At 46.7% G+C, this 25,798-nt stretch carries 26 protein-coding genes; 16 read left to right on the plus strand and 10 right to left on the minus strand.

The genetic code is table 11. The features are described 5' to 3' along the window. Positions 1-13 precede the first annotated feature (13 nt). From sdhA to VC188_RS05570, 4 genes are all read right to left on the minus strand, one after another. The gene (gene sdhA / locus VC188_RS05555) at positions 14-1,792 is read right to left on the minus strand and encodes a succinate dehydrogenase flavoprotein subunit (protein ID WP_072582238.1); all 1,779 of its coding nucleotides are present in this window, start codon (positions 1,790-1,792) and stop codon (positions 14-16) included. Positions 1,793-1,796: 4 nt separating this feature from the next. After that, positions 1,797-2,162: a succinate dehydrogenase, hydrophobic membrane anchor protein gene (gene sdhD / locus VC188_RS05560; protein WP_072582237.1), complete on the minus strand. Its 366-nt coding sequence runs from the start codon at positions 2,160-2,162 to the stop codon at positions 1,797-1,799. Between the two features lie 24 nt (positions 2,163-2,186). Continuing rightward, positions 2,187-2,606, minus strand: a complete 420-nt coding sequence (gene sdhC, locus VC188_RS05565) for a succinate dehydrogenase, cytochrome b556 subunit (RefSeq protein WP_323483289.1) — start codon at positions 2,604-2,606, stop codon at positions 2,187-2,189. A 144-nt stretch (positions 2,607-2,750) separates the two neighbouring features. Then, a complete protein-coding gene (locus tag VC188_RS05570) occupies positions 2,751-3,479 on the minus strand; it encodes a GntR family transcriptional regulator (protein ID WP_251367815.1) in 729 nt (242 codons plus the stop codon). A gap of 167 nt (positions 3,480-3,646) precedes the next feature. On the opposite strand from VC188_RS05570, the gene VC188_RS05575 reads away from it, so the two are divergent. Then, entirely contained in the window at positions 3,647-4,636 is a 990-nt protein-coding gene (locus VC188_RS05575; protein ID WP_323483290.1) for a malate dehydrogenase, read from the plus strand. 10 nt (positions 4,637-4,646) lie between these two features. After that, a complete protein-coding gene (locus VC188_RS05580) occupies positions 4,647-5,021 on the plus strand; it encodes a hypothetical protein (protein WP_323483291.1) in 375 nt (124 codons plus the stop codon). Between the two features lie 143 nt (positions 5,022-5,164). On the opposite strand, the gene VC188_RS05585 is transcribed toward VC188_RS05580, so the two are convergent. Then, a complete protein-coding gene (locus VC188_RS05585) occupies positions 5,165-6,376 on the minus strand; it encodes a DUF2863 family protein (RefSeq protein ID WP_323483292.1) in 1,212 nt (403 codons plus the stop codon). After that, positions 6,376-7,152 (minus strand): peroxide stress protein YaaA, encoded by a 777-nt coding sequence (gene yaaA / locus VC188_RS05590; RefSeq protein ID WP_323483293.1) that lies wholly within the window; start codon positions 7,150-7,152, stop codon positions 6,376-6,378. The genes VC188_RS05585 and yaaA overlap by 1 nt, the downstream gene beginning before the upstream one ends. Before the next feature lie 84 nt (positions 7,153-7,236). Between yaaA and VC188_RS05595 the strand changes: the two genes are divergently transcribed. The 13 genes from VC188_RS05595 to VC188_RS05655 all read left to right on the plus strand — a co-directional run bounded on the left by VC188_RS05595 (position 7,237) and on the right by VC188_RS05655 (position 19,037). Then, a complete protein-coding gene (locus VC188_RS05595; protein ID WP_323483294.1) occupies positions 7,237-8,433 on the plus strand; it encodes a pyridoxal phosphate-dependent aminotransferase in 1,197 nt (398 codons plus the stop codon). 32 nt (positions 8,434-8,465) lie between these two features. Further along, positions 8,466-9,173 (plus strand): glutathione binding-like protein, encoded by a 708-nt coding sequence (locus VC188_RS05600; RefSeq protein ID WP_323483326.1) that lies wholly within the window; start codon positions 8,466-8,468, stop codon positions 9,171-9,173. 1 nt (position 9,174) lies between these two features. Next, a complete protein-coding gene (locus tag VC188_RS05605) occupies positions 9,175-10,029 on the plus strand; it encodes a 3-hydroxybutyryl-CoA dehydrogenase (RefSeq protein ID WP_323483295.1) in 855 nt (284 codons plus the stop codon). Between the two features lie 36 nt (positions 10,030-10,065). Then, entirely contained in the window at positions 10,066-10,545 is a 480-nt protein-coding gene (locus tag VC188_RS05610; protein WP_251367797.1) for a DUF3429 domain-containing protein, read from the plus strand. Positions 10,546-10,549: 4 nt separating this feature from the next. Continuing rightward, positions 10,550-11,863 (plus strand): replication-associated recombination protein A, encoded by a 1,314-nt coding sequence (locus VC188_RS05615; protein ID WP_323483296.1) that lies wholly within the window; start codon positions 10,550-10,552, stop codon positions 11,861-11,863. A gap of 6 nt (positions 11,864-11,869) precedes the next feature. Next, a complete protein-coding gene (locus VC188_RS05620) occupies positions 11,870-12,496 on the plus strand; it encodes a 2-hydroxychromene-2-carboxylate isomerase (protein WP_323483297.1) in 627 nt (208 codons plus the stop codon). A gap of 77 nt (positions 12,497-12,573) precedes the next feature. Continuing rightward, entirely contained in the window at positions 12,574-13,149 is a 576-nt protein-coding gene (locus tag VC188_RS05625; protein WP_323483298.1) for a peptidylprolyl isomerase, read from the plus strand. Positions 13,150-13,173: 24 nt separating this feature from the next. Further along, positions 13,174-15,000 carry a bifunctional anthranilate synthase component I family protein/class IV aminotransferase gene (locus VC188_RS05630; RefSeq protein WP_323483299.1) on the plus strand — a complete coding sequence of 609 codons (1,827 nt, stop codon included), beginning with the start codon at positions 13,174-13,176 and terminating at the stop codon, positions 14,998-15,000. 9 nt (positions 15,001-15,009) lie between these two features. Further along, positions 15,010-15,570 (plus strand): NUDIX hydrolase, encoded by a 561-nt coding sequence (locus VC188_RS05635; RefSeq protein WP_323483300.1) that lies wholly within the window; start codon positions 15,010-15,012, stop codon positions 15,568-15,570. A 6-nt stretch (positions 15,571-15,576) separates the two neighbouring features. Continuing rightward, on the plus strand, positions 15,577-16,314 hold the full coding sequence (aat, locus tag VC188_RS05640) for a leucyl/phenylalanyl-tRNA--protein transferase (protein WP_323483301.1): 738 nt from the start codon (positions 15,577-15,579) through the stop codon (positions 16,312-16,314). After that, a complete protein-coding gene (locus tag VC188_RS05645; protein ID WP_215359918.1) occupies positions 16,311-17,057 on the plus strand; it encodes an arginyltransferase in 747 nt (248 codons plus the stop codon). Before aat ends, VC188_RS05645 begins: the two co-directional genes overlap by 4 nt. Positions 17,058-17,066: 9 nt before the next feature. After that, positions 17,067-18,101: a quinone-dependent dihydroorotate dehydrogenase gene (locus VC188_RS05650; RefSeq protein ID WP_323483302.1), complete on the plus strand. Its 1,035-nt coding sequence runs from the start codon at positions 17,067-17,069 to the stop codon at positions 18,099-18,101. A 102-nt stretch (positions 18,102-18,203) separates the two neighbouring features. Further along, the gene (locus VC188_RS05655; protein WP_323483303.1) at positions 18,204-19,037 is read left to right on the plus strand and encodes an IclR family transcriptional regulator; all 834 of its coding nucleotides are present in this window, start codon (positions 18,204-18,206) and stop codon (positions 19,035-19,037) included. Positions 19,038-19,044: 7 nt separating this feature from the next. Here the strand turns inward: VC188_RS05655 and VC188_RS05660 are convergent, their stop codons facing one another. Both VC188_RS05660 and VC188_RS05665 read right to left on the minus strand, forming a co-directional pair. Continuing rightward, the gene (locus VC188_RS05660) at positions 19,045-20,049 is read right to left on the minus strand and encodes a serine hydrolase (RefSeq protein ID WP_323483304.1); all 1,005 of its coding nucleotides are present in this window, start codon (positions 20,047-20,049) and stop codon (positions 19,045-19,047) included. Between the two features lie 109 nt (positions 20,050-20,158). Further along, positions 20,159-21,046, minus strand: coding sequence for a DMT family transporter (locus tag VC188_RS05665; protein WP_323483305.1), 888 nt, complete (start codon positions 21,044-21,046; stop codon positions 20,159-20,161). Positions 21,047-21,245: 199 nt separating this feature from the next. Between VC188_RS05665 and VC188_RS05670 the strand changes: the two genes are divergently transcribed. Beyond that, a complete protein-coding gene (locus VC188_RS05670) occupies positions 21,246-21,800 on the plus strand; it encodes a phasin family protein (protein ID WP_323483306.1) in 555 nt (184 codons plus the stop codon). A 563-nt stretch (positions 21,801-22,363) separates the two neighbouring features. Here the strand turns inward: VC188_RS05670 and lpdA are convergent. After that, positions 22,364-24,166, minus strand: coding sequence for a dihydrolipoyl dehydrogenase (gene lpdA / locus VC188_RS05675; RefSeq protein WP_323483307.1), 1,803 nt, complete (start codon positions 24,164-24,166; stop codon positions 22,364-22,366). A 9-nt stretch (positions 24,167-24,175) separates the two neighbouring features. After that, positions 24,176-25,798: a dihydrolipoyllysine-residue acetyltransferase gene (gene aceF, locus VC188_RS05680; protein WP_323483308.1), complete on the minus strand. Its 1,623-nt coding sequence runs from the start codon at positions 25,796-25,798 to the stop codon at positions 24,176-24,178.

A 25,798-nucleotide genomic window follows, 5' to 3' on the forward strand; every position in this document is an offset into this window, starting at 1 on the left:
CTATCTCTTTTGCTTAGAAAGTACGTTCTTTAGGAGGGAAGGACTCAACAGTAAGAGGCTTCAAGACAACTGGCTTGTAAGAAAGCTTATTTCCCTCGCTGTACCAAAGGGTGTGCTTCATCCAATTCTCATCATCGCGCTCTTGGTGGTCATCATGCGAATGTGCACCACGACTCTCTTTACGAGCTGCAGCAGAAATCATAGTTGCATTTGCAGTCTCGACTAAGTTAGCCACTTCCAAAGCCTCAATACGTGCTGTATTGAAAATCTCGGATTTGTCTTTAACCCATAAGTGTTTAGCGCGCTCTGTCAATTTAGCCATTTGACGAACACCTTCATCCATCAACTCTTGATTACGGAACACGCCAGCATATTTCTGCATGCACTTACGAATATCGTTTGCAACGTCTTGGGCATACTCGCCTGAAGTTGAGTTATCCAACTTTGCAATACGCTCCAATGTTTGCTCACCAGCATTCGCAGGTAACGGCTTGAACTCGCGATTTTTTAGATCTAGGCCAACAATGTGATTACCGGCTGCACGACCGAATACCAAGAGGTCGAGCAATGAGTTAGTGCCTAAGCGGTTTGCACCGTGTACGGATACACATGAACACTCACCGATCGCATACAAACCATTGACGATTTCATTGTGGATGCCATTTGCTGGAACAACCACTTGACCATTAATGTTTGTTGGAATACCACCCATCTGATAGTGAATCGTAGGCACTACTGGAATTGGTTCTTTAGTGACATCAACGTTCGCAAAGTTAATACCGATCTCATAAACAGAAGGCAAACGCTTCATGATGGTCTCGGCGCCAATGTGTGTCAGATCGAGCACAACATAGTCACCGTTAGGACCGCAACCGCGCCCTTCTTTGATTTCTTGGTCCATACAGCGGGATACGAAATCGCGTGGGGCTAAATCTTTATAGGTTGGCGCATAACGTTCCATGAAACGCTCGCCATCTTTATTACGCAAAATACCGCCTTCACCGCGGCAACCCTCTGTCAACAACACGCCTGCACCAGCTACGCCAGTTGGGTGGAATTGCCAGAACTCCATATCTTCCAATGGAATACCTGCGCGGGCTGCTAGGCCCATACCGTCGCCGGTATTAATAAACGCGTTTGTTGATGCATCCCAAATACGGCCCGCACCACCGGTTGCCAACATCACAATCTTGGCTTCCAAAATATAGACTTGGCCTGTTTCCATTTCGAGTGCAGTAACACCAACAACATCACCTGCATCATCACGAATCAAATCGAGCGCCAACCACTCAACAAAGAAGTTTGTTTTAGCGCGCACGTTGCGTTGATACAAGGTATGCAACATGGCATGGCCAGTACGGTCAGCAGCAGCACAAGCACGTTGCACAGGCTTCTCGCCATAGTTTGCTGTGTGGCCACCGAATGGACGCTGATAAATCGTGCCATCTGGGTTACGGTCAAACGGCATACCAAAGTGCTCTAACTCATAAACAACTTTTGGAGCTTCGCGACACATGAACTCGATCACGTCTTGGTCACCCAACCAGTCAGACCCCTTGATGGTGTCATAGAAGTGATAGTGCCAATTGTCTTCACTCATATTGCCTAATGAAGCACCGATACCACCCTGGGCAGCAACTGTATGTGAACGTGTTGGGAATACCTTAGTTAGTACAGCAACATTCAAGCCGGCTTCAGCCAACTGCAATGATGCGCGCATACCGGAACCACCTGCCCCAATAATCACCGCATCAAAACGGCGGCGTGGCAATGATTTTTTAATTGCAGTCATCGAATTACACTTTCCACAAAATTTGCACGGCATAGGCCGCACAGGCTACGAGATACAAAACAGTTAACACTTGGAGTGTTAAACGAATACTGACGGGCTTGATGTAATCCATCCAGATATCACGGATACCAATCCAGGCGTGATAGAACAGACTAATGAACGCCAAGAGCGTCAACAACTTCATGAATTGGTTGCTGAACAAAGCAGACCAACCTTCATAAGTAGCGCTGCCAGTAATGCAATAGTCCACCAACAAAACAATCGTAAATACCACCATCACTATCGCAGTAACGCGCTGAATGATCCATTCTTTAAGGCCGTAGTGCGCGCCTACAACTAAGCGCTTTGGTCCAATTTGATAAATAGGCATGAAATTTCCTTAAATGATGCGCGCTTAGTACACGCCGAATAATTTGAGACCCACTACAGCAGTCAAAGCCAAGCCGAGGAACAAAACAAAAATGGCTGAACGATTTGCTTCAGACTTCTCAACGCCGATTTCTAAATCGAGTAAGAGGTAACGGATACCAGTACAGAAGTGGTGCAAGAAACACCAAATCAAGCCGAGGCAAATAATCTTGACCAAAATATTGCCAGTGAAAGCTTGGAATTTTTGGTAGCTCAGCTCAGATGCAAGACTCTGATCGAAGAGATACAAAATAAATGGCAACAAGAGGAACATTGCTGCCCCGCTAATGCGGTGAAGAATTGACACTTTACCGGCCCAAGGAAGGCGGTATTTAATCAACTGGGCAAGACCAATATTTCGGTAAACAGGTCTATCTTTTTTTACGTTTTGCTGTGAATCAACCATGGGTAATCTCTATCTTTAGGTGGAGGTTCATTGTGGTTTTGTTGTATCGCAACATATTCTATTGGAAACCTTAGGGCTGGTGGGGATTTTTACGGGTTTATAGGGGTTTAATAGGGGTTTTAACGGATATGTTCATCAACGCACTTAGTTCAATTTGTTTTCGTAATGCTGCTCTGAAGTGTCGTATCTAGCGTGACGAATTTCTACTGGTTTATTCCCGTAGGTGAAAGCCACCCGCTCTACAGAAAGGAGTGGCGCGCCCTCTTCCAGATGCAGATGTTTTGCCAGCATTTCATCAGCAGCTACAGCCTTAATTTTTTCTTCTGCGCGCACCATATGGGTGGCGTAGTGCCCCTCATAGAATGCGTATACAGGACCATGCCATGCATTCAGCGCCTCAAGATCTAAGCCCTTAAAACGAGCTCCAGGTAGAAAAATCTCTTCAAAAACAATGGGCTTTCCTGCAAAACTCTGAACCCGGTCGATATGAATAATCGGGTCACCTGCCTTTAATTTGAGCAAATTAGCCACGTAAGCCGTAGCCTTAATCTTTTCGCAGGTCAAAAACTGGTTAGTTAGGTGAAATTTCTCACCAGAATCTGGGGCTAAGCGTAAAAAACGATATTGCCAGTCGTCTTCTTGATGGGTGGCGACAAAGGTGCCCTTCCCTTGGCGGCGAACCAGTAAATTCTGGGCGGCCAGCTCATCAATGGCTTTGCGGACAGTGCCTTGGCTCACGGCATAACGGGCTGCTAGCTCCATTTCACTGGGAATAGCCATCCCCGGAAGCCATTCCGAGGCTTGCAAACTAGCCAAAATCATCGCCTTGATCTGTTCGTACAGAGGGCTAAATGAGGCAACAGGCAAATTCACATCAGACAAATTAACTCCAGGCCGTGTCAATTGGATAAAATTCAGGGTAATTCTAGTCTTATATAAGACATCATTGACAGTGTAAAGCTAAAGTCCCTACACTTGAATGGATAATAGAAAAGTTTTCTTTATTTAACCCAATTAACCTTCCTTTGGAGTTCTCAGTAATGGCAAAAGCCCCAATGCGTGTCGCTGTAACCGGTGCAGCCGGTCAAATCGGATATTCCCTTCTATTCCGCATCGCCAATGGCGACCTGTTGGGCAAAGATCAGCCCGTCATCCTGCAATTGCTTGAGATTCCTGATGAAAAAGCTCAAAAAGCCTTAACTGGCGTCATGATGGAGTTGGAAGACTGCGCATTCCCGCTATTGGCAGGTATGTCAGCACACTCTGACCCAATGACCGCTTTTAAAGATATCCACGTTGCCCTTTTAGTTGGCGCACGTCCACGCGGTCCTGGCATGGAGCGTAAAGACCTGCTCTCCGCTAACGCACAAATTTTCACAGCTCAAGGCAAGGCATTAAATGCAGTTGCTAAGAAGACTGTCAAAGTATTGGTTGTTGGTAATCCAGCAAATACCAATGCGTACATCGCCATGAAATCTGCCCCAGATATTCCTGCGAAGAATTTCACAGCCATGTTGCGCCTTGATCACAACCGCGCCCTCTCACAATTGGCTAGCAAGTTGAATAAGCCAGTAGCTGATATTGAGAAATTAGTTGTATGGGGCAACCACAGCCCAACAATGTACCCAGACTATCGCTTTGCAACTATTGATGGCAAGTCAGTCAAAGACTCTATCAACGATGCAGCATGGAATAAAGATGTATTTATTCCTACGGTTGGTAAGCGTGGTGCAGCCATCATTGAAGCGCGTGGCCTGTCTTCTGCAGCTTCTGCAGCCAATGCGGCGATTGATCACATTCATGATTGGGTTCTCGGCACTAACGGTAAGTGGGTAACGATGGGCATTCCTTCTAAAGGCGAATACGATATTCCTGCTGAAGTGATTTATGGCTTCCCAGTGGTTTGCGAAAACGGCGAATACAAAATGATCGAAGGTTTAGAGATCGATGCATTCTCCCGTGAGCGCATGACCCACACCCTGAATGAATTACTCGAAGAGCAGGCTGGCGTTAAGCACTTGCTCTCATAAGGAAAACTAGATGAAGAAAAACCTTCTCGCCATTAGCCTTGTGCTTGCTAGCGCTTTAGGCGCTGCAAATGCATTCGCTGATGAAGAAGTATTTACTTGGACCTGTCAAGAAAGCAAGCAGTTCAAAACTGCTGGCTCAACTGAAAAGATCCGCTTAACTTGGGAATCCAAAACGTATGATTTGGATCGCCAAACTTCATTGCCGGGCAGTCTTCGCTACAAAAATACCAACTCTGGTTTCGACCTAGTGGTGTTGGGTAACAAAGCAATGTTATTCAACATTAAAGCGGGTGTGCGTCTTGCCGATTTTTGCCAAACAGCAGATATGAAATCTGGTAAGTTGCCACACTTGTTTGCTGGCGCGGAACCTTTTGTGCAGAATTAATTTCTCACACTGCATCAAATAAACAAGCCGAGACATCTCGGCTTTTTTATTGCTTAGCGTTTCTTTTGCTTCATTGATATATTTTTCTTTTGCTTCATTGATATATTTTTCTTTTGCTTCTTTGTTTAGCTTCTTTGTTTTATTTAGTGAAACAAAGGTTGCTGTGATGGTGCATCGTCCGGCATTTCAGCATGGACTGCCTCGCCTGAGCGATCTGGGAATAAAGGTGCACCACAGTCATCACATAGCTCTGGATCAAACAGCATTGCATGTCGGAATACATCCTCTACTCCTGCGTCATGCAAGGCATCACAAATCTTCTTAATGGGACTCTCATCATCTGACAGGTCGTTTAAAGCGTCGTTTGCCACGCTTTCTCTGTCATACAGTGGCCAGATCACCCCATACATTACATCGGATGAACCTTTTACACTGAACGATATTCGATACTCATCTGCCTGCTCTTCTCCAAAGGCGCCGACCACACAAGATAGGCCGGCTGGCAGTATCCCGAGGGTGCTCTCTAAGAAATTGACTGCTGCGCGAATACTCAAAGGTCGTACATGCTTATCAGCCAAACGGCAGTTTGTGAAATACGCCTCTGGCAAGAGTAGCTCGAACTCACAACCAGGAAGTAGAGATGCTATCGGCTCCTGCATAGCAGTTTGCCAACCAATCAAACTCACGCCCCGTTCTTGGCGAGCTGGTGGCTCAGCCTGCCAACGGAAAATGGGGGAGCCGCTCGGTGCACTTAAGGCGGCAATAATAAAACGCGGATCCGCTAATACGGCAATGGTTTCCGACATATTGCGCAACTCAAGCTTGACATCTTTTCCGGAAATTGCCGCGGTTGCTAATGCTTCAGTCAGCACGCGCGTTTGACAATGGGAATGCGGCATTTGATCAATGCTGTAAAGCCAAGGAACAATGGCTATGCGCGTGTCAGTTGAAGCGATAGCACTATGCAGGGCCTGAGCAGTTGACTCAATAATATTGACAGGCAATGGCCCAGATGGAATCTGATAACGAGTATGGGCAACAATAGGCATTGCTAGTAACAACACATCCCACTCCTGCCCTTCATGCTCAACCCTCAATGACTCAGCCAAGGTTTCGGCAATATCGGCAAGCACTTCAAAGGCTACCGTATTAATACGAAAGGTTTGATCTAGAGCGGCATCAATCACGTTTTGATTTTGACTTTTGAGCAAGCGCATTAAGCGCACGTTCAGACGTTCTTCCCAAAAGCGATCCTCGATCTGACTGCCAGATGCGGCCAAAGAAATAGCGTCAGCTACCATCTTCTCCACTTCTGGAGAATTCCGTTGCGATGCTTTAGTGCGATGCACGGCCATTATTTTCTTTCTGCCCTTCTAAATACAGGCTTATCTACTTTTGATTCGGCGGCATAGTACTTGTAGCCATCCAAATTAAAGCCCTTTAAATCAGCGGGATCAGTAATGCGATTCTCAACCACATAGCGAGCCATCAAGCCTCGAGCTCGCTTGGCATAAAAAGAAATGATCTTGTACTTACCATCCTTGGCGTCCTGAAATACCGGGGAAATGACCTGGCAATCCAATTCTTTAGGTTGGAGTACCTTGAAATACTCCTCTGAAGCCAGGTTCAGTAGTACTGGCTTCTTTTGCTTTTCTAAAACCTTTTTGATGGAATCGGTTACGCGACTCCCCCAGAATGCATAAAGATCCTTACCTCTGGCGTTTTTGAATGAGGTGCCCATTTCTAAGCGATAAGGCTGCATCAAATCCAGAGGCTTCAGCGCACCATAAAGGCCGGACAAAATTCGGATGTGATCTTGGGCAAACTCTACCGCTTTGGCATTCAGGGTTTTAACGTCAAAACCATCATAGACATCGCCATCAAAGGCATAGATCGCCGGCTTACTATTTTCTGCGGTCAATTTCTTGGACCAATCCCGGTAGCGACCGACATTCAGAATGGCCAACTGATCGGATAAACCCATCAATTTGGCAATGTCTTGCGGTGCTAGCTTCTTGAGATCAGCAATGAGCTTGGCTGATTCCGAGACAAACTCGGGCAAAGTCGGTGCCTTGACCTTGGCGGGGGTCTTGTAATCCAAGGATTTAGCAGGTGAAAGAACGATCAGCATGGCACAATTTGTTTATGTATTTTTACCATTCTAGCGACTACCGGATATATCCGCTGTAAAAGACCGATCATTACCCCTGCCCTCATGAAACCGCTAGAGACACCCTCTTTTCCAAGTCGCCTACCAAAAGTTGGAACCACCATCTTTACAGTGATGTCCGCTCTAGCGGCAGAGCATCAGGCGATTAATCTTGGGCAAGGTTTTCCGGACTTTCCATGCGACAGAAAACTCATTGCTGATGTGAATGCCGCCATGTTGGCAGATCACAATCAATACCCACCTATGGCTGGAGTTGCAGAACTTCGTCATGGCATTAGTCAGAAGATCAGCCGTTTATATAGTCACCACTACGATGCTGATACTGAAATCACAATTACTGCGGGTGGCACACAGGCCATATTTACAGCCATACTGTCTTGCGTTGGTCCTGGCGATGAAGTCATCATCATCGAACCCGCCTTTGACTGCTACCGACCTGCAATAGATTTAGCTGGAGGAAAAACGATTGCCGTTTCATTGCAGGTCGTACGTGATGAATCAGGACAAGTGGCTTCCTATCAAATTCCGTGGGATGTATTAGCAAATGCTATCAACCCTAAAACGCGACTCATTTTGATTAACACTCCACATAATCCGACTGGTATGGTGTGGGATAAATCAGATCTTGATCACCTAGCAGCCTTAGTTCGCGATACTTCTGCCTTGATTCTGAGTGACGAAGTTTATGAGCATATGGTCTATGACGGCGCCAAGCACCATAGCATCTCCTCTCATCCAGAGTTAGCAGCTAGGAGCTTTCTAGTTTCTAGCTTTGGCAAGACCTATCACGTCACCGGTTGGAAAGTGGGTTATGTAGCTGCGCCATCTTCGCTAACAAAAGAGTTCCGCAAGGTGCACCAGTTCAATGTATTTGCCGTCAATACCCCCATGCAATATGGCTTAGCCACTTATCTTGCAGATGAAAAACATTATTTAAATCTTCCCGCCTTTTATCAAGCTAAGCGAGATTTTTTTAGGGCTGGCTTAAGTAAAACCAAATTTAGATTGCTTCCTAGTCCCGGAAGTTATTTTCAATGCGCTGATTACTCCCCACTAGGAATCCCTCAGGCTAAATTGAATGAGGCTGATTTTTGCAAATGGCTTACTAGTGAAGTTGGGGTAGCTGCTATTCCAGTTTCTGCTTTTTATGATCAACCTACCGAGTCTGGCGTCATTCGTTTTTGTTTTGCAAAGCAAGAGCAAACTCTCGCCAATGCCTTACAGCGCTTACAAAATTTATAGAGGAAAAAATGGCAACCCCAAAATCAAAAGAAGTGATTGATGTTTACAGCTGGCCAACCCCAAATGGCCATAAGGTGCACATCATGCTCGAAGAATGCGGCTACCGCCTAGGTCGCGACTGGATTGCTCATCCGATTGATATTGGTGCCGGCGATCAATTTGCGCCTGAATTTCTCAAGATTAGCCCTAATAATAAGATTCCAGCAATCCTTGACCCTAATGGGCCGGACGGAAAACCAATCAATGTATTTGAGTCTGGCGCCATCCTTCTCTATTTAGCCGGCAAGACGGGCAAATTCTTGCCCCAAAGTACCCGCGGTAAGTACGAGGTGCTGCAATGGCTGATGTTCCAAATGGGTGGCCTTGGCCCCATGCTTGGGCAAAACCACCACTTCAGGCTCTACGCACCAGAGAAAATTGAATATGCCATTAATCGTTACACCAATGAAGCTAAACGCATCTATGGTGTATTGGATGGTCAACTGAAAGATAATCCCTATATTGCAGGCAAAACCTATTCCATTGCTGATATTGCGATTTATCCATGGACTCGTAATTGGAAAAATCAAGGCATTGAAATTAATGATTACCCGCATTTCAAAAAGTGGTTTGAAAAGATTGGGGCACGACCAGCAGTGAAGCGTGGCTGCGAAGTATTAACCGCATTACGCAAACCCTTGCACGATGACAAGGCTAGAGAGCAGTTATTTGGTTCCACCCAGTATCAAAAGAGGAAATAAGATGAGTATTCAATCAGTAGGCGTCATTGGTGCAGGCACTATGGGCAATGGGATTGCACAAGTATGTGCAGTGGCCGGTCTGGATGTCGTGATGGTTGATATTAATGAGGCAGCAGTGCAACGCGGTCTTGAACAAATCAGCAAGAGCTTGGATCGTCTTGTCAAAAAAGAAACGTTAACTGTTGAGGCAAAGGAATCTGCTCTCAAACGTATTAAAGGAAGTACTTCTTATGCTGACTTCAAAGGCTTGGGATTGGTGATTGAAGCTGCAACCGAGAACCAAGCAATTAAAGAAAAGATTCTCAAGCAAGTAGACGAGATCGTGAGCAAAGACACCATCATTGCCACCAACACCTCCTCCCTATCGATTACCAAGCTAGCGGCACTTGACTCAAACCCTGCCCGCTTTATTGGCATGCACTTCTTCAACCCGCCACCCTTAATGGCTTTAGTGGAAGTCATTCGTGGCTTGCAAACTAGTGACGCTACCCACGCTGCCATTATTGAGATGGCTAAGCGTGTTGGCAAAGAGCCGATTACTGTTAAAAATTCACCTGGCTTTGTAGTGAATCGCATTTTGCTACCAATGATTAATGAGGCTTTCTTTGTTTTATCGGAAGGTCTTGCTAGCCCAGAAGATATTGATGCTGGTATGAAGTTAGGCTGCAATCAACCGATTGGCCCACTAGCCTTAGCAGATCTCATTGGATTAGATACGTGCTTAGCGGTAATGGAAGTGTATTTTGAAAACTTCAGCGATTCCAAATACCGCCCTTGCCCACTACTTCGTGAAATGGTTGCTGCTGGATACCTCGGTCGCAAAACAGGTCGCGGTGTATACACCCACGATAAATAATTTCATTCACAACTCCTTAACCTAGACATCCCCATCGTGAACCCCATCCCACCTTTAGTTCGCAAACTTGGCTATGCCGGTCTTATTCCATTTATTGGGCTAGCCCTCATGGTGCAATTAGCGCCAACACCCGTAAATTATTTAAGCGCTGAATCTTTAGCGGGTTATGGTGCCGTGATTACTTCCTTTATGGGGGCTTTGCATTGGGGTGCCAATTTACATCTTCTAGGTAAGGCACCCGCTGGTGATCGCTGGGAAGACCGTAATGCATGGATCTGGGGTGTCATCCCCGCTTTAGTGGCTTGGTTAGCCCTTCATATTTATATTCCAGTAGGCTTACTGATTTTGGCTTCCACTCTAATCATTCAGCGCAATATTGATCAGAACACCTATCAATATTATTTTGCTGATGAAGCCGCCCGCTCTGCTTTTATGACCATGCGCAATCGTTTGACCTATGTTGCAGCAGCCTGCCTCACTTGGGCATCCTTAGTTATTCTCTTTATTCAAGCCTGATGCAATGAGCAGTCTTTTTGATAGCGCGCCGCCTCCACCCTTAGCAGAGGCACTGCGCCCAAAAACGATTGAAGAAGTCATTGGACAAACGCATTTATTAGTAAGCGGTAAACCGCTCAATTTAGCATTTGCCTCCGGTAAGCCTCACTCAATGATTTTGTGGGGGCCTCCAGGCGTTGGCAAGACTACGCTAGCGCGTCTCTCCGCCAAAGCATTTGATCGTGAGTTCATTGCCATCTCTGCAGTTCTAGCGGGTGTTAAAGAAATCCGAGAATCCATTGAGCAAGCCCAACAAAATATGGCTCAGTACGGCAAGCAAACCATTTTATTTGTTGACGAGATTCATCGCTTTAACAAAAGCCAGCAAGATGCCCTGCTACCCCATGTGGAGTCAGGTTTGTTCACCTTTATTGGCGCCACTACCGAGAACCCATCCTTTGAGGTGAACTCCGCACTCCTGTCGCGTGCTCAGGTCTATGTCTTGAAATCGCTCACTCCCGAGGAGCTGAAATTACTCTTTAATCGAGCCCATCAGCATGCGATGCCCGATGTGCAATTTGAATCAACAGCAATCGATACCCTGATTTCTAACGCTGATGGTGATGCGCGACGCCTTCTCAATTTAGTTGAACAAGTGCGCAATGCGGTCCTCACACCAAATGCGGAAGTAAAAATCGTTGATCAGAAATTTATAGAGAATGCACTGAGTGCTCAAGCGCGGCGTTTTGATAAAGGTGGTGATCACTTTTACGATCAAATCTCTGCTCTACACAAATCCGTTCGCGGATCCAACCCTGATGCGGCCTTATATTGGTTTTGCCGCATGCTAGATGGCGGCGCCGATCCCCGTTACTTAGCCAGACGCATTATTCGGATGGCTTGGGAAGATATTGGTCTAGCAGATCCAAGAGCCATGCAATTGGCTAACGATGCGGCCCAAACCTATGAAAGACTAGGATCCCCTGAGGGTGAGTTGGCTCTTGGGCAAGCAGTGGTTTATCTGGCTGTAGCCTCAAAGAGCAATGCAAGCTACAACGCTTTTAATGCTGCTCGCGCTTATGTAGCAAACGATCAATCCAAACCCGTTCCGAATCATTTGCGCAATGCACCTACCAAACTGATGAAAGAGCTTGGACATGGAAAAGAATATCGCTATGCCCATGATGAGCCGCATGGCTATGCCGCTGGTGAAACTTATCTACCAGAAGGTATGAAGGAGCCACATTGGTACGAGCCAGTGGAGCGTGGCCTAGAGTCGCAAATCAAAGAAAAGCTAGCGTTCTTAAATAAGCTTGATGAAGAGTACAAGAAGAAATAAGGCGATATGAGTACAAAGATTGTGGCTACTTTTTATTACGACATTGTTTCGCCGTTTGCTTATCTCTATATCAAGCAAAGACAGCGCCTTGAGGGCAAGCTGGAGATTAAACCTGTTCCTATTCTGTTGGGCGGCCTACTCAGAGCTTCTGAAAATAAGGGCCCAGGAGAAGTTGCTGCCAAGCGCCCACACACCTATCAGTTTTGTGTGTGGCAGGCGGAGAAGTTAGGCATTCCGTTTCGCTTTCCAGAACATCATCCCTTTATGACGGTTGCTGCGCAACGTCTTCTCGTTGAACAAAATGCCGATTGGACTATGGTTGAGCGCGCTTTTGATTATGTTTGGGTGGAAGGTAAGGATCCCAACCTATCTTGGCCAGAATTTTGTAGCTACTTAGGACTTCCCTCAGATACACCTAAACCTGAAAATCCAGAAGTGAAGGCAAAGCTGATCGCTAATACCAATCAAGCAAAAGCTGATGGCGCCTTTGGAGTGCCCGCCCTGATAGTGAATCAACATTGCTTTTGGGGTGTTGACACTATTGACTGGACACTGGATTACCTTGCAAGACCCGGCATGTTTGATGAGGCTTCCTATGCTTATGCCGGAAATGTTCCCAATGGGCTAGCCTAAAGGATCATTTAACCCTCCGGCGGTCTTGGGCAATACAATCAAATACAAGCTATTTTTATCTTATTTAAGGAGTTCTTATGCGTAAGCTATTTGCCGCCCTTGTTGTTGCTGTTTCTTGTTTTACTAGTCAAGCAGCATTTGCAGGCCCTAAGGTTGAATTTAAAACTACGATGGGTAACTTCGTTGTTGAATTAGATGATGTGAAAGCACCCAAGAGCACTGCTAACTTTTTGAATTACGTCAAGAGCGGTTTCTATAACGGCACCATCTTTCATCGTGTGATTGATGGCTTCATGATTCAAGGTGGCGGGTTTACGCCGGACTTGAATCAAAAGCCAACTGATTCCCCAGTAGTTTCTGAAGCGCAAAATGGCTTGAAGAATAATGCTTACACGATTGCGATGGCTCGCACATCCGATCCAGATTCTGCAACTTCGCAGTTTTTTATTAACGTGAAAGACAATGCGGCGCTCGACTACCCTAATGCGATGGGCAATGGCTATACCGTGTTTGGCAAAGTGATCTCTGGGACACAAACCATAGATGCCATTCGCAAAGTACCAACTATGGTTGCTCCAGCCCCACGTATGGGCAGAATGTCTGATGTTCCTACTAAGACTGTCATCATCGAATCTGCAACGATTCTGAAGTAAGTAGAAATTACCAGGTAAGCCGCGATGATTTTGCTCGATGATGCGCAAAGCACCGCGGCCTTACCCACGAGTCGCCAATATGAAAACGCGCTGCACTACTGGTGCGTTCTTCCGAGCGGCGATCATGCGGTAGATTTAGCAGCTACACAGCAGTGTCTTACTGAAATATCTGCCGCGCTTGCTAAGGGCGAATTTATTGTTGCTGCCTTTGCTTACGAGTTAGGTAGGCAAATTCATCATCTTCCAGAGCGAGTCAATCACTCAGATCATCACCATCCTCTCATTGAAGCCTGGTCTTTTGGAGAATTCAAAAAACTGTCTAAGCAGGATGTAGATAGTTTCATTGCTCAGAGGCTGGCTTCGCTAGATCTAGCTCAAGCAAGCGCCGGAGTAATGGATGTTCGGCAATCCTTGAACGAGGAGCAATTTACTGCCGATATTGCAGCGATACAGGAATACATCCGCAGCGGTGATAGCTACCAGATTAACCACACCTATCGAATCACGGGCAAGACTTATGGTGCTCCACTCGCCTTATATAGCCGCTTAAGGGATCGCCAGCCTGGGCGCTTTGGTGCTTTTATCGAGCATGATGGCAATTTTTTACTGTCGCAATCGCCTGAACTATTTATTGCGCGAGATGGTGACACGATAAAAGCCATGCCAATGAAAGGTACTGCAAGCGCCCTATCTACTATTGCGAGCACCTTATCGGATGACCCAAAGAATCAAGCTGAGAATGTCATGATTGTGGACTTGCTACGTAATGATCTCAGTCGCATCTCTCTTCCGGGCACGGTACTAGTGCCCAATCTATTTGAAGTGGCAAGACACGGTGATGTATTGCAAATGACTTCTACCGTGCAAGGTCAGATCAAACCTGATGTTGCTCTATTCGATATTTTCAAAGCGGTATTTCCATGTGGCTCTGTTACAGGAGCCCCAAAAAAACGCAGTATGGAAATTATTCAAGAACTAGAACCCGAAGATCGCGGCTACTATTGCGGCGCTTTAGGCTGGCTTGACCCCAATGGGAACTTTTCCTTTAGCGTTCCCATCCGCACTGTCGAAATTAGACAAGATCACGACTCTCATTCATCAAGCTTCACCCTAGGGGTTGGCGCTGGAATTACCAATGACTCAGATGCAGGCCAAGAATGGCAAGAGTGCCGCATTAAATCTGCGTTCCTGATGGATCTTCCAAGCGCTACAGGCTTATTTGAAACCATTGCAGTCGTAAATAGTGAGCCCCAAAGATTGCATGCTCACTTCCACCGTCTGTCTGCATCTGCTGCAGCTTTAAGAATCCCTTTTCAACTGGAGACTGCCAAGAAATTGATTTCAAGCACTTGTGCATCGCTTGATAAGAGCTTGTCATATCGATTAAGACTAGACCTCACGCCTACTGGTGAACTATTGGTTACAACTGCTGCAATGGATTTAATCAATGAACCAGTCAAAATATTCTGGGCTAAAGATATTCTTCAAGGTGATGTGACGATGTTATCTGGGGATGCTTTACTGCGTCACAAAATTAGCAATCGATCTCTTTATGACCAAGCTTGGCAAGAAGCCGTGAACTTAGGTGGATTTGATGCCTTATTTGTCAATGAACAAGGGTTTGTTACTGAGGGCGGAAGGACTAGCGTTTTTGTTAAACCTCAGGGCAGCTCTGAATGGCTTACGCCACCAGTATCGGCCGGTCTCTTGCCTGGGGTAATGCGTGCCGCCCTACTTGCAGACCCCACCCTAAATGCCCGTGAAGCCAACCTGACTATTAATGATGTTTCAATGGCAGATGAGATTATGCTTAGCAATGCATTACGCGGCGCTATCAAAGCCCATTTTTAGAAAGTCGGTATGAAGTATTGCTCTAATTGCGCCTCTGTATTAACCATCAAAATTCCAGCGGATGACTCTCGTGAGCGTCATGTCTGTGAAGCGTGCGGCAGCATTCATTATCAAAATCCTCGCAACGTAGTGGGAAGCATTCCGGTATACGGCAAGCAAGTGCTCTTATGCCGTCGTGCGATTGAACCGCGTCATGGCTTTTGGACTTTGCCTGCAGGCTTTATGGAGTTAGGTGAAAGCACTAGCCACGGCGCAGCTCGCGAGACTCTGGAAGAAGCTGGTGCCGCTGTGGAGATTGGACCACTCTATTCTTTACTGAATGTGCCCCACGCAGAACAGGTGCACCTGTTCTATTTGGCCACGATGACTAATTCAGAATTTTCTGCCGGCGAAGAAAGTCTTGAAGTAGCCCTTTTTCATGAGCATGAGATTCCATGGGAAGAATTGGCCTTTCCGACTGTCAAGCAAACCCTTGAATGGTTTTTTGCAGACCGCGCTGCTGGCAACTTAGAGGCTGGTAAGGAATTTCATGTGCGCAGTCGTGATGTCTTGCCATCCGAACGAATTTGAGTCGACATGGGTCAGATAGCTTGGCTAGGGCCCAATGACCCTTTCCCAAATCCACTGCTTGAAGCTGATCCCGATCCCAGCGTCCCCGGACTCATTGCAGTCAGCGAACAAATATACCCAGGGCAACTAGCTCGCGCTTATCAACAAGGTATTTTTCCCTGGTACTCGGATAACCAACCTATTCTCTGGTGGTCGCCCGATCCTAGAATGGTGTTAAAGCCCAGCGCCTTTAAATGCAGTGAATCTTTGCAAAAGAATATTCGACTCTTTTGTCAAAACACGCAATCACAGATATTAGTAGATGCCGATTTTGGCGCAGTCATACGCTCCTGTGCCACGAGCACTCGCAAAGATCAGGATGGCACTTGGATTACCCATGAAATCATTGATGCCTACACCGCACTTCACGAAGCAGGCAATGCTCATAGTATTGCCGTAATCGAAGATGGCCAGCTTACTGGCGGACTCTATTGCGTTGCCTTTGGAGGAATGGTATTTGGTGAATCCATGTTCAGCCGTAAGACGAATGCATCAAAAATCGCCTTAGCAGCCCTGAGTGCATGGTGCCTGATGAATGAAGTCCAGATGATCGACTGCCAGCAAGAAACGGCTCACCTATTGTCCTTAGGCGCCACCCCAATATCCAGGCAGGTCTTTTTAGAGCAACTGCAAATATCCTTAAATCAAACTAAGATTGAGAAATCCTGGACTTTTGACAAAGCAATCTTGCATCACTGGTTATGACTCAGCTTAAAGAACTACCCCTAACCACCCTGCAGTTCTATGCAACTGCTCCCTATGCTTGTAGCTACCTGCCCAATAAAACAGCTCGCTCACAAGTAGCTACACCATCGCATCTGATTCATGCGGATGTGTATAACGATTTACTCAACGCAGGCTTTCGACGTAGTGGTTTGTATACCTATCGACCATATTGCGACGAATGCAAGGCCTGTATTTCCACCCGTATCTTGGTAAATCAATTTACGCCCTCTCGCAGCCAGCGCCGCGCCCAGAAAAAACACTCTGATCTTCAGGCCTCCGTCCTCAATCTAGGTTACCAAGAGGAACATTACCAACTCTATCAACGCTATCAAACTGAGCGACACGCAGGTGGTGATATGGATAGCGATGATCAAGATCAATATATGCAGTTCTTATTACAAAGCCGAGTGAACTCCCGTATTGTGGAGTTTCGGGATGGTCCGCATGACCCGCACCCCGGTCGATTACGTATGGTGAGCATGATCGATATTCTGGAACAGGGAATCTCTTCTGTTTATACCTTTTACGACACTACAAGCTCTGTGGCCAGTTATGGCAGCTATAGCATTCTGTGGCAAATTGAACAAGCTCGCATATTGGGTTTGCCTTACCTTTACCTTGGCTACTACATCAAGGAAAGCGACAAGATGTCGTATAAGGTGAAATATCAACCTATGGAAGGTTTGATTGACGATCACTGGCAAGAGCTCCCTGAGTCATAATATCTATCCATGATCGATCGTTACTCCCTCCTCCGCCCTTGGCTGTTTTCTATAGACCCAGAAAAGGCGCACAACCTCACCTTAAGCAATATGGACCGTGCGCAGCGCTGGGGTTTATTGGAGCGTTTAGTAAGCAAGCCCATTAACGATCCGCAAACACTCTGTGGCATTGATTTTCCTAACCCAGTTGGATTAGCCGCAGGCTTAGATAAAGATGGCAAGCATATCGATGCACTCGCTGCATTGGGGTTTGGATTTTTAGAAATCGGCACAGTCACCCCACGGCCACAGCCAGGCAACCCTAAGCCACGCATGTTTCGTTTACCGCAAGCTCAGGGCATTATTAATCGCATGGGCTTTAATAACGATGGCGTTGATGCCTGCGTTGCCAGAGTGCGTCGCTCTCAGTTTTGGCAAAGTGGTGGTGTACTTGGTTTAAATATTGGCAAGAACGCCAGCACCCCAATTGAAGAAGCTTCTCGAGATTACATCCTGGCGATGGAAGCCGTTTATGAAATCTCTACCTATATCACCGTCAACATTTCTTCTCCGAATACCAAAAATCTACGCGCCTTACAAGGTGAAGAAATGCTCCGCGAATTATTGGGAAGTCTTGATGAGGCCAGAAAGCGCTTAAGCGATCGTTATGGCGTACGCAAACCACTCTTCTTGAAAATTGCACCCGATCTAGACCATAGCGACATTAATCTCATCGCCGATCTCCTGCTCGAGTTTGGCATTGATGCTGTCATCGCTACCAATACAACCATCTCTCGCGATGCGGTCAAGGGAATGGAATTTAGTGAAGAGGCTGGCGGCTTATCTGGCGCGCCCGTGCGCAATGCTTCTAATATTGTCATCAAAGCTTTAAAGGCGAGATTGGGCAATGAACTACCCATCATCGGCGTGGGCGGCATCATGAGTGGCGCAGATGCCCGTGAAAAGATCATGGCAGGCGCCAGCTTAGTGCAACTCTATAGCGGCCTGATTTATCGAGGCCCTGACTTAGTCAATGAGTGTGCCGCTGCTTTAAGGCAAGCCTAAAAGAGCCTTAATCCCCTGTTTCCCTATAAAACGGGATATTTTCAGCAGATGCCTTTGTAAAATAGGATTTCATAATATGCAATTTCGTCTGAAATCGCTACAATGAGGCCTATGACCACCAGCAAGACCATCAAAACTCCTAAATCTACCGGCGAGGCTGGCAAGACAGCCATCCAGGTAGTGGATCGCATGATGAATTTGCTAGACGCCCTTGCTGAGCAAGAAGAATCCAGCAGCCTGAAGAATCTCGCAGAAACAACTGGTCTGCACCCTTCTACTGCCCACCGAATTTTGAATGACCTCGTTGCTTGCCGATTGGTTGAACGTGGCGATGGCGGAACCTATCGCCTTGGCTTAAAACTTTTAGAGCTGGGTAATTTAGTGAAGGCACGCTTATCTGTGCGTGAGGCTGCGCAACTGCCGATGCGTACACTCCATAAGCTCACTGGTGAAACCGTTAACCTATCAGTGCGTCAAGGCGATGAAATCGTCTATGTTGATCGCGCATATAGCGAACGCTCAGGCATGCAGGTAGTACGCGCCATTGGTGGTCGTGCACCTTTGCATCTCACCTCGGTTGGCAAACTCTTTCTCGCGAGCGACGACCCTGGACAAGTACGTGCCTATGTCACCCGCACCGGTTTGTCTGGACACACTCGTAACAGTATTACCGAATTGAGCAAACTCGAAACCGAACTCAATCACGTGCGTAAGGTGGGTAATGCTCGCGATGACGAAGAACTAGAATTAGGCGTGAGCTGTTTAGCTGCAGCCATTTTGGATGACACTGGAAAATTGGTTGCCGGCTTATCTTTAAGCGCCCCAACGGATCGTATACAAGCAGATTGGCTCCGCGCCCTACAAGAGACTGCTCTACAGATATCCAAAGGCATGGGTTTTAAACCCAAGTCTGCCGAGCCAGGCTCAGCAGCTTAATCATCAGTTACATCAAGCGACGAATGGGTTGTGCGCCCGATGGCATGCGCTCATACCAATCACGTACCCGCACTGCATCCGCAAAACGCGATTGCGTTCCTACCGAATCCAAAAAGACCAATAGCAATGGCGTGTTGTTTACTCTTGCCTGCATGACTAAGCATCGACCTGCAGCGTTAATGAAGCCAGTCTTCTGCAATCCAATATCCATATCCCCGGAACGTACCAAACGGTTTGTGTTCAAAAACTTTTGCGGGCGATTGGCGATCACCATAGTTAAATCTGGCCAGGTTGAGAACTCACGAATAGTTTTGTACTGATAGGCAGCATTGAGCATACGTGTGAGATCTTCTGCCGAAGCAACATTCTCACTAGTCAGTCCAGTGGGATCCTCAAAGTGAGAGTGTTCCATACCGAGATCTTTTGCCTTACGGTTCATAGCAGCAACAAATGCGGGTAAGCCGCCAGGATAATTTCTGGCTAAGGTATATGCGGCGCGGTTCTCAGAGGACATCAAAGCCAAATGCAGTGCATCTTCTCGGGTAAGTGAAGTGCCTTCAGCCAAACGAGAATGTCGATAAATATGTGCGTCTTCAGCATTAATAACGATGACCTCATCCATCGGCAATTTTGCATCGAGCGTAACCATGGCCGTCATGAGTTTGGTGATGGAGGCAATGGGCAAACTGACAGAAGGATTCTTCTCGTAATAGACTTCCTTCGTGTCTTGGTTGACCACCATCACTACAGTAGATTTAAGATTGAGCTCATCGCGCTGACCACGCAAACCTAATGCAGTAGCTAATGATGGAGGTCCTGCAACTACGGGTGCAGATGATCTAGTAACAGTGACGCGGACAGTCTTGGCTCTTTTGGGTGACTTAGTCACCACTTTTGTTGACTTTGCTTGCTTCTGCTTATCTTTTGTTGCGGCCTGAACAGGTGCGTTACCCAGCACTCCCATTGAAAAGAGCAATGCAATAACTAGGGGCCAAAATCGATTCAAACGCATCCCAAAATACCTTCCAAAACTTTCAACATACGGAATGATAATTAATTTCTGAAGACAAAGCGGTTTTATTCGCCCCAATCCAGGTAATTTATCCCACCAAATGACTGCCCTACTCGGCAATCGTTGCCACTATATTGGTCTGACGAGCATTCACTAACACCACGCCAGTCATCGTCAAACACAAACCTACCGCCATCAGCAATGTAAATGGCTCATCAAATAAGAGCCAAGCCATTGCAGCAGTAGTTGGTGGCACTAAATAAAGAAAGCTGGTGACTTTAGTGGCAGCACCCTTGCGAATCATCATAAATAGCAAACTAATCGAACCAATTGACAGAGGAAAGATAGCCCACAGTAAGGCGCCAATAACAGATGGATTCCAAACCATCACGCCAGACTCAAAGAAATACATACAAAAGAAACACAACACTGCCGATACCCCAAACTGAATAGAGGATCCAGCACGCAGATCAAATACGGGGCAGAATTTCTTCTGATATAGGGTGCCAAAGGTAATAGATAGAAGTGCAATAAATGCCAAAACATAACTAACAAATGGAATGTGGTTAAAGCCAATCTTCTCGGCAACCACCAACGCAACACCCGCAAACCCGAAGCCTAGACCTATCCATTGACGTGAGCTGACCTTCTCAGAAATCCAAGCAGCAAACCAGGCCGTAACGATGGGTTGCAGACCAACAATAATGGCCACTAATCCTGCTGTCATTCCCAGACGCACAGCAAACCAAACGCCGAGCAAATAGCCAAATTGCAGCAAGATCCCTGCAATGGCGATGTGCTTGATTTGAGACCAACTAGGCCAGGTGATTCTCCACACAAGGCTGAGCGCTGCCATAGCCGCTAAAACCCCTACAAAACGCCAAAACAGGAAGGTGGCTGGCTCTACATATGGCATTGCCATACGCGCAATCACAAAGCCGGTACTCCAAATGAGGACAAAGATCGGTGCAATGGCGTTATCAAGCGAAAGCTTCATGGGTAACTTACTGAAATTATTAAGATTTTTTACTGAGACCCCTAATTTTAGGCTCTTTTCTTATTTGAACTCTTCATCTACATAGCAAGCCATTTATGCTGCAACGCAACATCTATGCCATACAATGGTGCAAAGAGAGTACATTAGGTAAAAGCCGAAGATCAAAATATTCAAAACAGTTAAACGGAAAGAGATGCAGATGAACTTAACTCCAGAACAAATTGCAGCAGCACAAAAAGCAAACTTAGAGACTTTAAGTGGATTGACCAATCAAGCATTGCAAAGCATTGAAAAGTTGGTTGAGCTCAATATGCATATTGCGAAACAAAGCTTGAGCGATAGCATGAATAGCGCTAAGAAAGCGCTGGAAGTAAAAGACATTCAACAGTTGCTAGCCCATCAAGCCGAAGCAGTGCAACCAATGGCAGAAAAAATTATGGCCTATAGCCGTCATTTATATGAGTTGGCACATGAGACACAAAACAGCTTTACACAATCTGCTGAAAAAGAATTTCAAGCTGGCCAAAAGAAAATTAACTCTTTAGTAGAGGAGTGGACAAAAAATGCACCGGCTGGATCAGATGCAGCTATGCAAGCAATGAAGCAAGCAATTGCTTCCGCAAACAATGTATTTGAAACTAGTCAAAAAGCAGTTAAGCACGCAGTTGAAGTTGCACAAACCAATCTTAGCGGTGCAACAGAAACCGTATTGAAGACTGCAGAGAAAGCTAGCAAGGCGACCAAGAAGAAATAATTCTTAGCAAGCACCTTGAATACAAAAGCCCCGATTGCTCGGGGCTTTTTCTTATAGCTTAGACAGCTTGATTTATTCTTTATCCAAAACGCACCTTACTCAGCGCACTTTTATACTAATTTCTTTAAATGACTAAAAGCCTCAATAGAAACGAGTTGCTGTCCCTCGCCAAGTCTTTTGACCCCAAAGATAAATGCCCTGACTGTCTGTCGCTGAGCTGCGAAGGCTGGGAAAGCGTCCCTGGCGGTTTCCTGACAAATTCCCTGGAGTGCGTTGGAACTCTGAGAGTCGAAGATGCTCCGGAATGCTGGGAGGAAGGTCTCCCTAAGGGAGTGACCATCTGGTCTAAGGATGCCCCTATTTCTCCCACCCTCCATCCATACAATAAATCTGATGTATTTGAATGCAAGCATTGTGGAGCTAAATACCTCCGATATACCGAATGCGGGGGCTACTATGTGGATGAACGTATTCGTGAGCTCAATGCCAAACTGATTTCATAGATGCTGAAGTGCAAAAGCCCCGATCGCTCAGGGCTTTTTCTTTTGCACCTTAAGCGCTACTTAAGATTTCTTTTTCACTGGCGGCAAATCAGTGCAATGGCCGTGGGCTGCTTCAGCCGCAAGACCCACTGACTCACCTAAGGTTGGGTGTGGATGAATCGTTTTACCGATATCCACCGCATCAGCACCCATTTCAATGGCTAAGCACACCTCACCGATTAAATCGCCAGCGTGTGTTCCCACAATACCGCCACCAATAATGCGATGGGTAGTAGCATCAAAAATGAGTTTTGTGAAACCTTCATCACGTCCATTAGCGATCGCGCGTCCACTAGCTGCCCATGGGAATAAACCTTTCTCATAAGCAATGCCTTGAGCTTTACATTGCTCCTCTGTCAAGCCAGCCCATGCCACTTCAGGATCAGTGTAGGCAACCGATGGAATTTGCTTGGCATCGAAGTAAGATTTTTCGCCAGCAGCAGCTTCCGCAGCAACGTGACCTTCATGTACTGCCTTGTGCGCCAGCATCGGCTGACCAACCAAGTCGCCAATTGCAAAAATATGAGAGACATTAGTCCGCATCTGTTTGTCAACAGGAATAAAGCCGCGCTCATCCACCTGCACACCCGCTTTACCGGCATCAATCTTTTTGCCGTTCGGAGTACGGCCTACTGCAACCAACACCAAGTCATAAGTTTGTGGTTCAGCCGGCGCGTTCTCACCCTCAAAAGAAACTTGAATTCCGTCAGGCTTAACTTCTGCTTTAGCGGCACGAGTCTTAAGCATAATTTTTTCAAAACGTCCGGCATTGAACTTCTCCCAGACCTTTTCTAAATCACGATCGGCGCCCGCCATCAAGCCATCCATCATCTCGGCGATATCAATACGTGAACCTAGTGTGCTGTAAACCGTAGCCATCTCTAAGCCAATAATGCCGCCGCCAATAACGAGCATCCGTTTAGGAATACTCTTAAGTAACAAGGCGCCAGTGCTATCTACAATACGCGGGTCTTCTGGTAAGAATGGTAGTTTCACTGGCTGACTGCCCGCAGCGATGATGGCCTTCTGAAAGCGCACCACTTCTTTTTGACCAGTGAGATCCTGACCAATACCATCCGTTAACTCAACTTCAACATGGTTTGCATCCAAGAACTTGCCTAGACCACGCACCACCTTTACCTTACGAGCCTTTGCCATACCAGCAAGACCGCCAGTCAATTTAGCAATGACGGACTCTTTGTAACCACGGAGTTGATCGATCTCAATCTTCGGCGCGCCAAAAGTAATGCCGTGCTTAGCCATCGTTTTGACTTCATCCATGACTGAGGTGGTGTGCAGCAATGCTTTGGATGGAATACACCCAACGTTTAAGCAAACCCCGCCTAAAGTGGGGTAACGCTCCACTAAAACGGTATTCATGCCCAAGTCGGCGCTACGAAACGCCGCGCTGTAACCACCAGGGCCAGCACCAAGTACCAACACTTCACACTCATGATCAACCTTACCGCTGTACTGCCCTGCTACTGGAGCAGGGGCAGCTGTCATTGTTGGTGTAGCTGGCGCCGCTGGCGCAGTTGATGTAGTAGATATTGCTGCTGGAGCCGGTTGAGGCGCAGGCGCTGCACCACTAGCCTCAATCTCCGCAATCACAGAACCTTTACTCACTTTATCTCCAAGCTTGACTGCAATACTAGTAACAGTACCTGCAGCATCGGCTGGAACTTCCATGGTTGCTTTATCGGATTCGAGAACTAGTAGCGCCTGCTCTTTTTCGATAACATCACCAACTTTAATTAGCACTTCAATGACGGGTACATCTGAGTAATCGCCAATATCCGGGACAAGGATCATTTGCTTAGCCATAGATCCCCCTTACAGACTGGCGCGACGGAAGTCGGCCAAGAGCTGAGCAATGTACACATTGAAGCGGGTAGCTAAAGCACCATCAATCACGCGGTGATCTGCAGAGAGAGACAATGGGCAAATGAGGCGTGGCACAAACTGCTTACCATCCCACACTGGCTTCATAGCCGCTTTACTCACGCCCATAATGGCTACTTCAGGAGCATTCACGATTGGGGAGAAATACGTTCCACCGATACCACCTAGTGATGAGATCGTAAAGCTAGCGCCTTGCATTTGATCTGGCTTTAATTTGCCATCACGGGCAAGGGCTGCTAAATCTGAAGTCTCTTTAGCTAATTCAAAGATACCTTTCTTATCAGCATCTTTAATGACCGGCACAACTAATCCAGTTGGAGTATCTGCAGCAAATCCAATATTGAAGTATTTCTTCAAAATCAGATCATCACCATCCAAAGAACTGTTGAACTCTGGATATTTTTTCAATGCAGCTACTGCAGCCTTCATTAAGAAAGCGAGCATCGTGATCTTGACGCCCTTCTTCTCATTCTCTTTATTGGTGAGAACGCGGAATGCCTCTAAATCAGTGATGTCAGCATCTTCGTGATAAGTCACAGCCGGAATCATCACCCAGTTACGACCCAAATTGGCTGCAGTAAGTTTCTTAATACGGTTGAGTGGTTGACGCTCGATCTCACCAAACTTCGTGAAATCAACCTTAGGCCAAGGAATCAGATTCAAACCACCTAAACTACCGCCGCTTGAAGCAGCCGCAGGACTACCTGCACCACTACTCATAGCCGCCTTCACAAATGCTTGGACGTCTTCCTGAGTAATGCGACCTTTAGGGCCAGATCCTTTAACTTGCGTAATGGTGACGCCAAGCTCACGTGCAAACTTACGCACAGATGGACTTGCATGACTTACTGCGTCGTCGACTGGCGGGGGAGTATTGCTGATAGGAGGTGGTGCGGGTGCGCGCGCAATCGGAGGCTCTACCGCTTTAATTGCTGGCGCGGCTGGTGCAGCTGCAGGAGTGGATACAGGAGTGGATACAGGAGTCGATACGCCAGATGCCCCACCTTCCAAGATGACAACTACCGATCCTTCCGATAAGTTATCGCCCACCTTTACCTTAACTTCTTTGACGATGCCTGAGTGTGATGACGGAACATCCATGGTGGCTTTATCAGATTCCAGCACAACAATGGATTGTTCTTTCTCAATCTTGTCACCGGCTTTAACCAAGACTTCGATCACTGGTACCTCTTTATAGTCGCCGATATCCGGGACTTTGATTTCAATAGGTGCGCCGCTAGTACTTGCTGCTACAGGCGCTGCCATAGGTGCACTTGCTACAGAGGCTGCTGCTGGAGCTGGAGCTGATGCCGCGCCCTCTTCCAAGGTAATTACAAGGGATCCCTCAGACAGGTTGTCGCCTACTTTGACTTTGACTTCTTTCACAATCCCAGAGTGTGAAGAAGGAACATCCATGGTGGCTTTATCAGACTCCAGTACAACAATGGATTGTTCTTTCTCAATCTTGTCACCCGCCTTGACCAAGACCTCGATCACGGGTACATCTTTATAGTCACCAATATCGGGGACTTTAATTTCAATTATTTGACTCAT

Origin of the sequence: Polynucleobacter sp. MG-28-Ekke-A2, from assembly GCF_035012985.1 — a bacterium.
Taxonomy (GTDB): domain Bacteria; phylum Pseudomonadota; class Gammaproteobacteria; order Burkholderiales; family Burkholderiaceae; genus Polynucleobacter.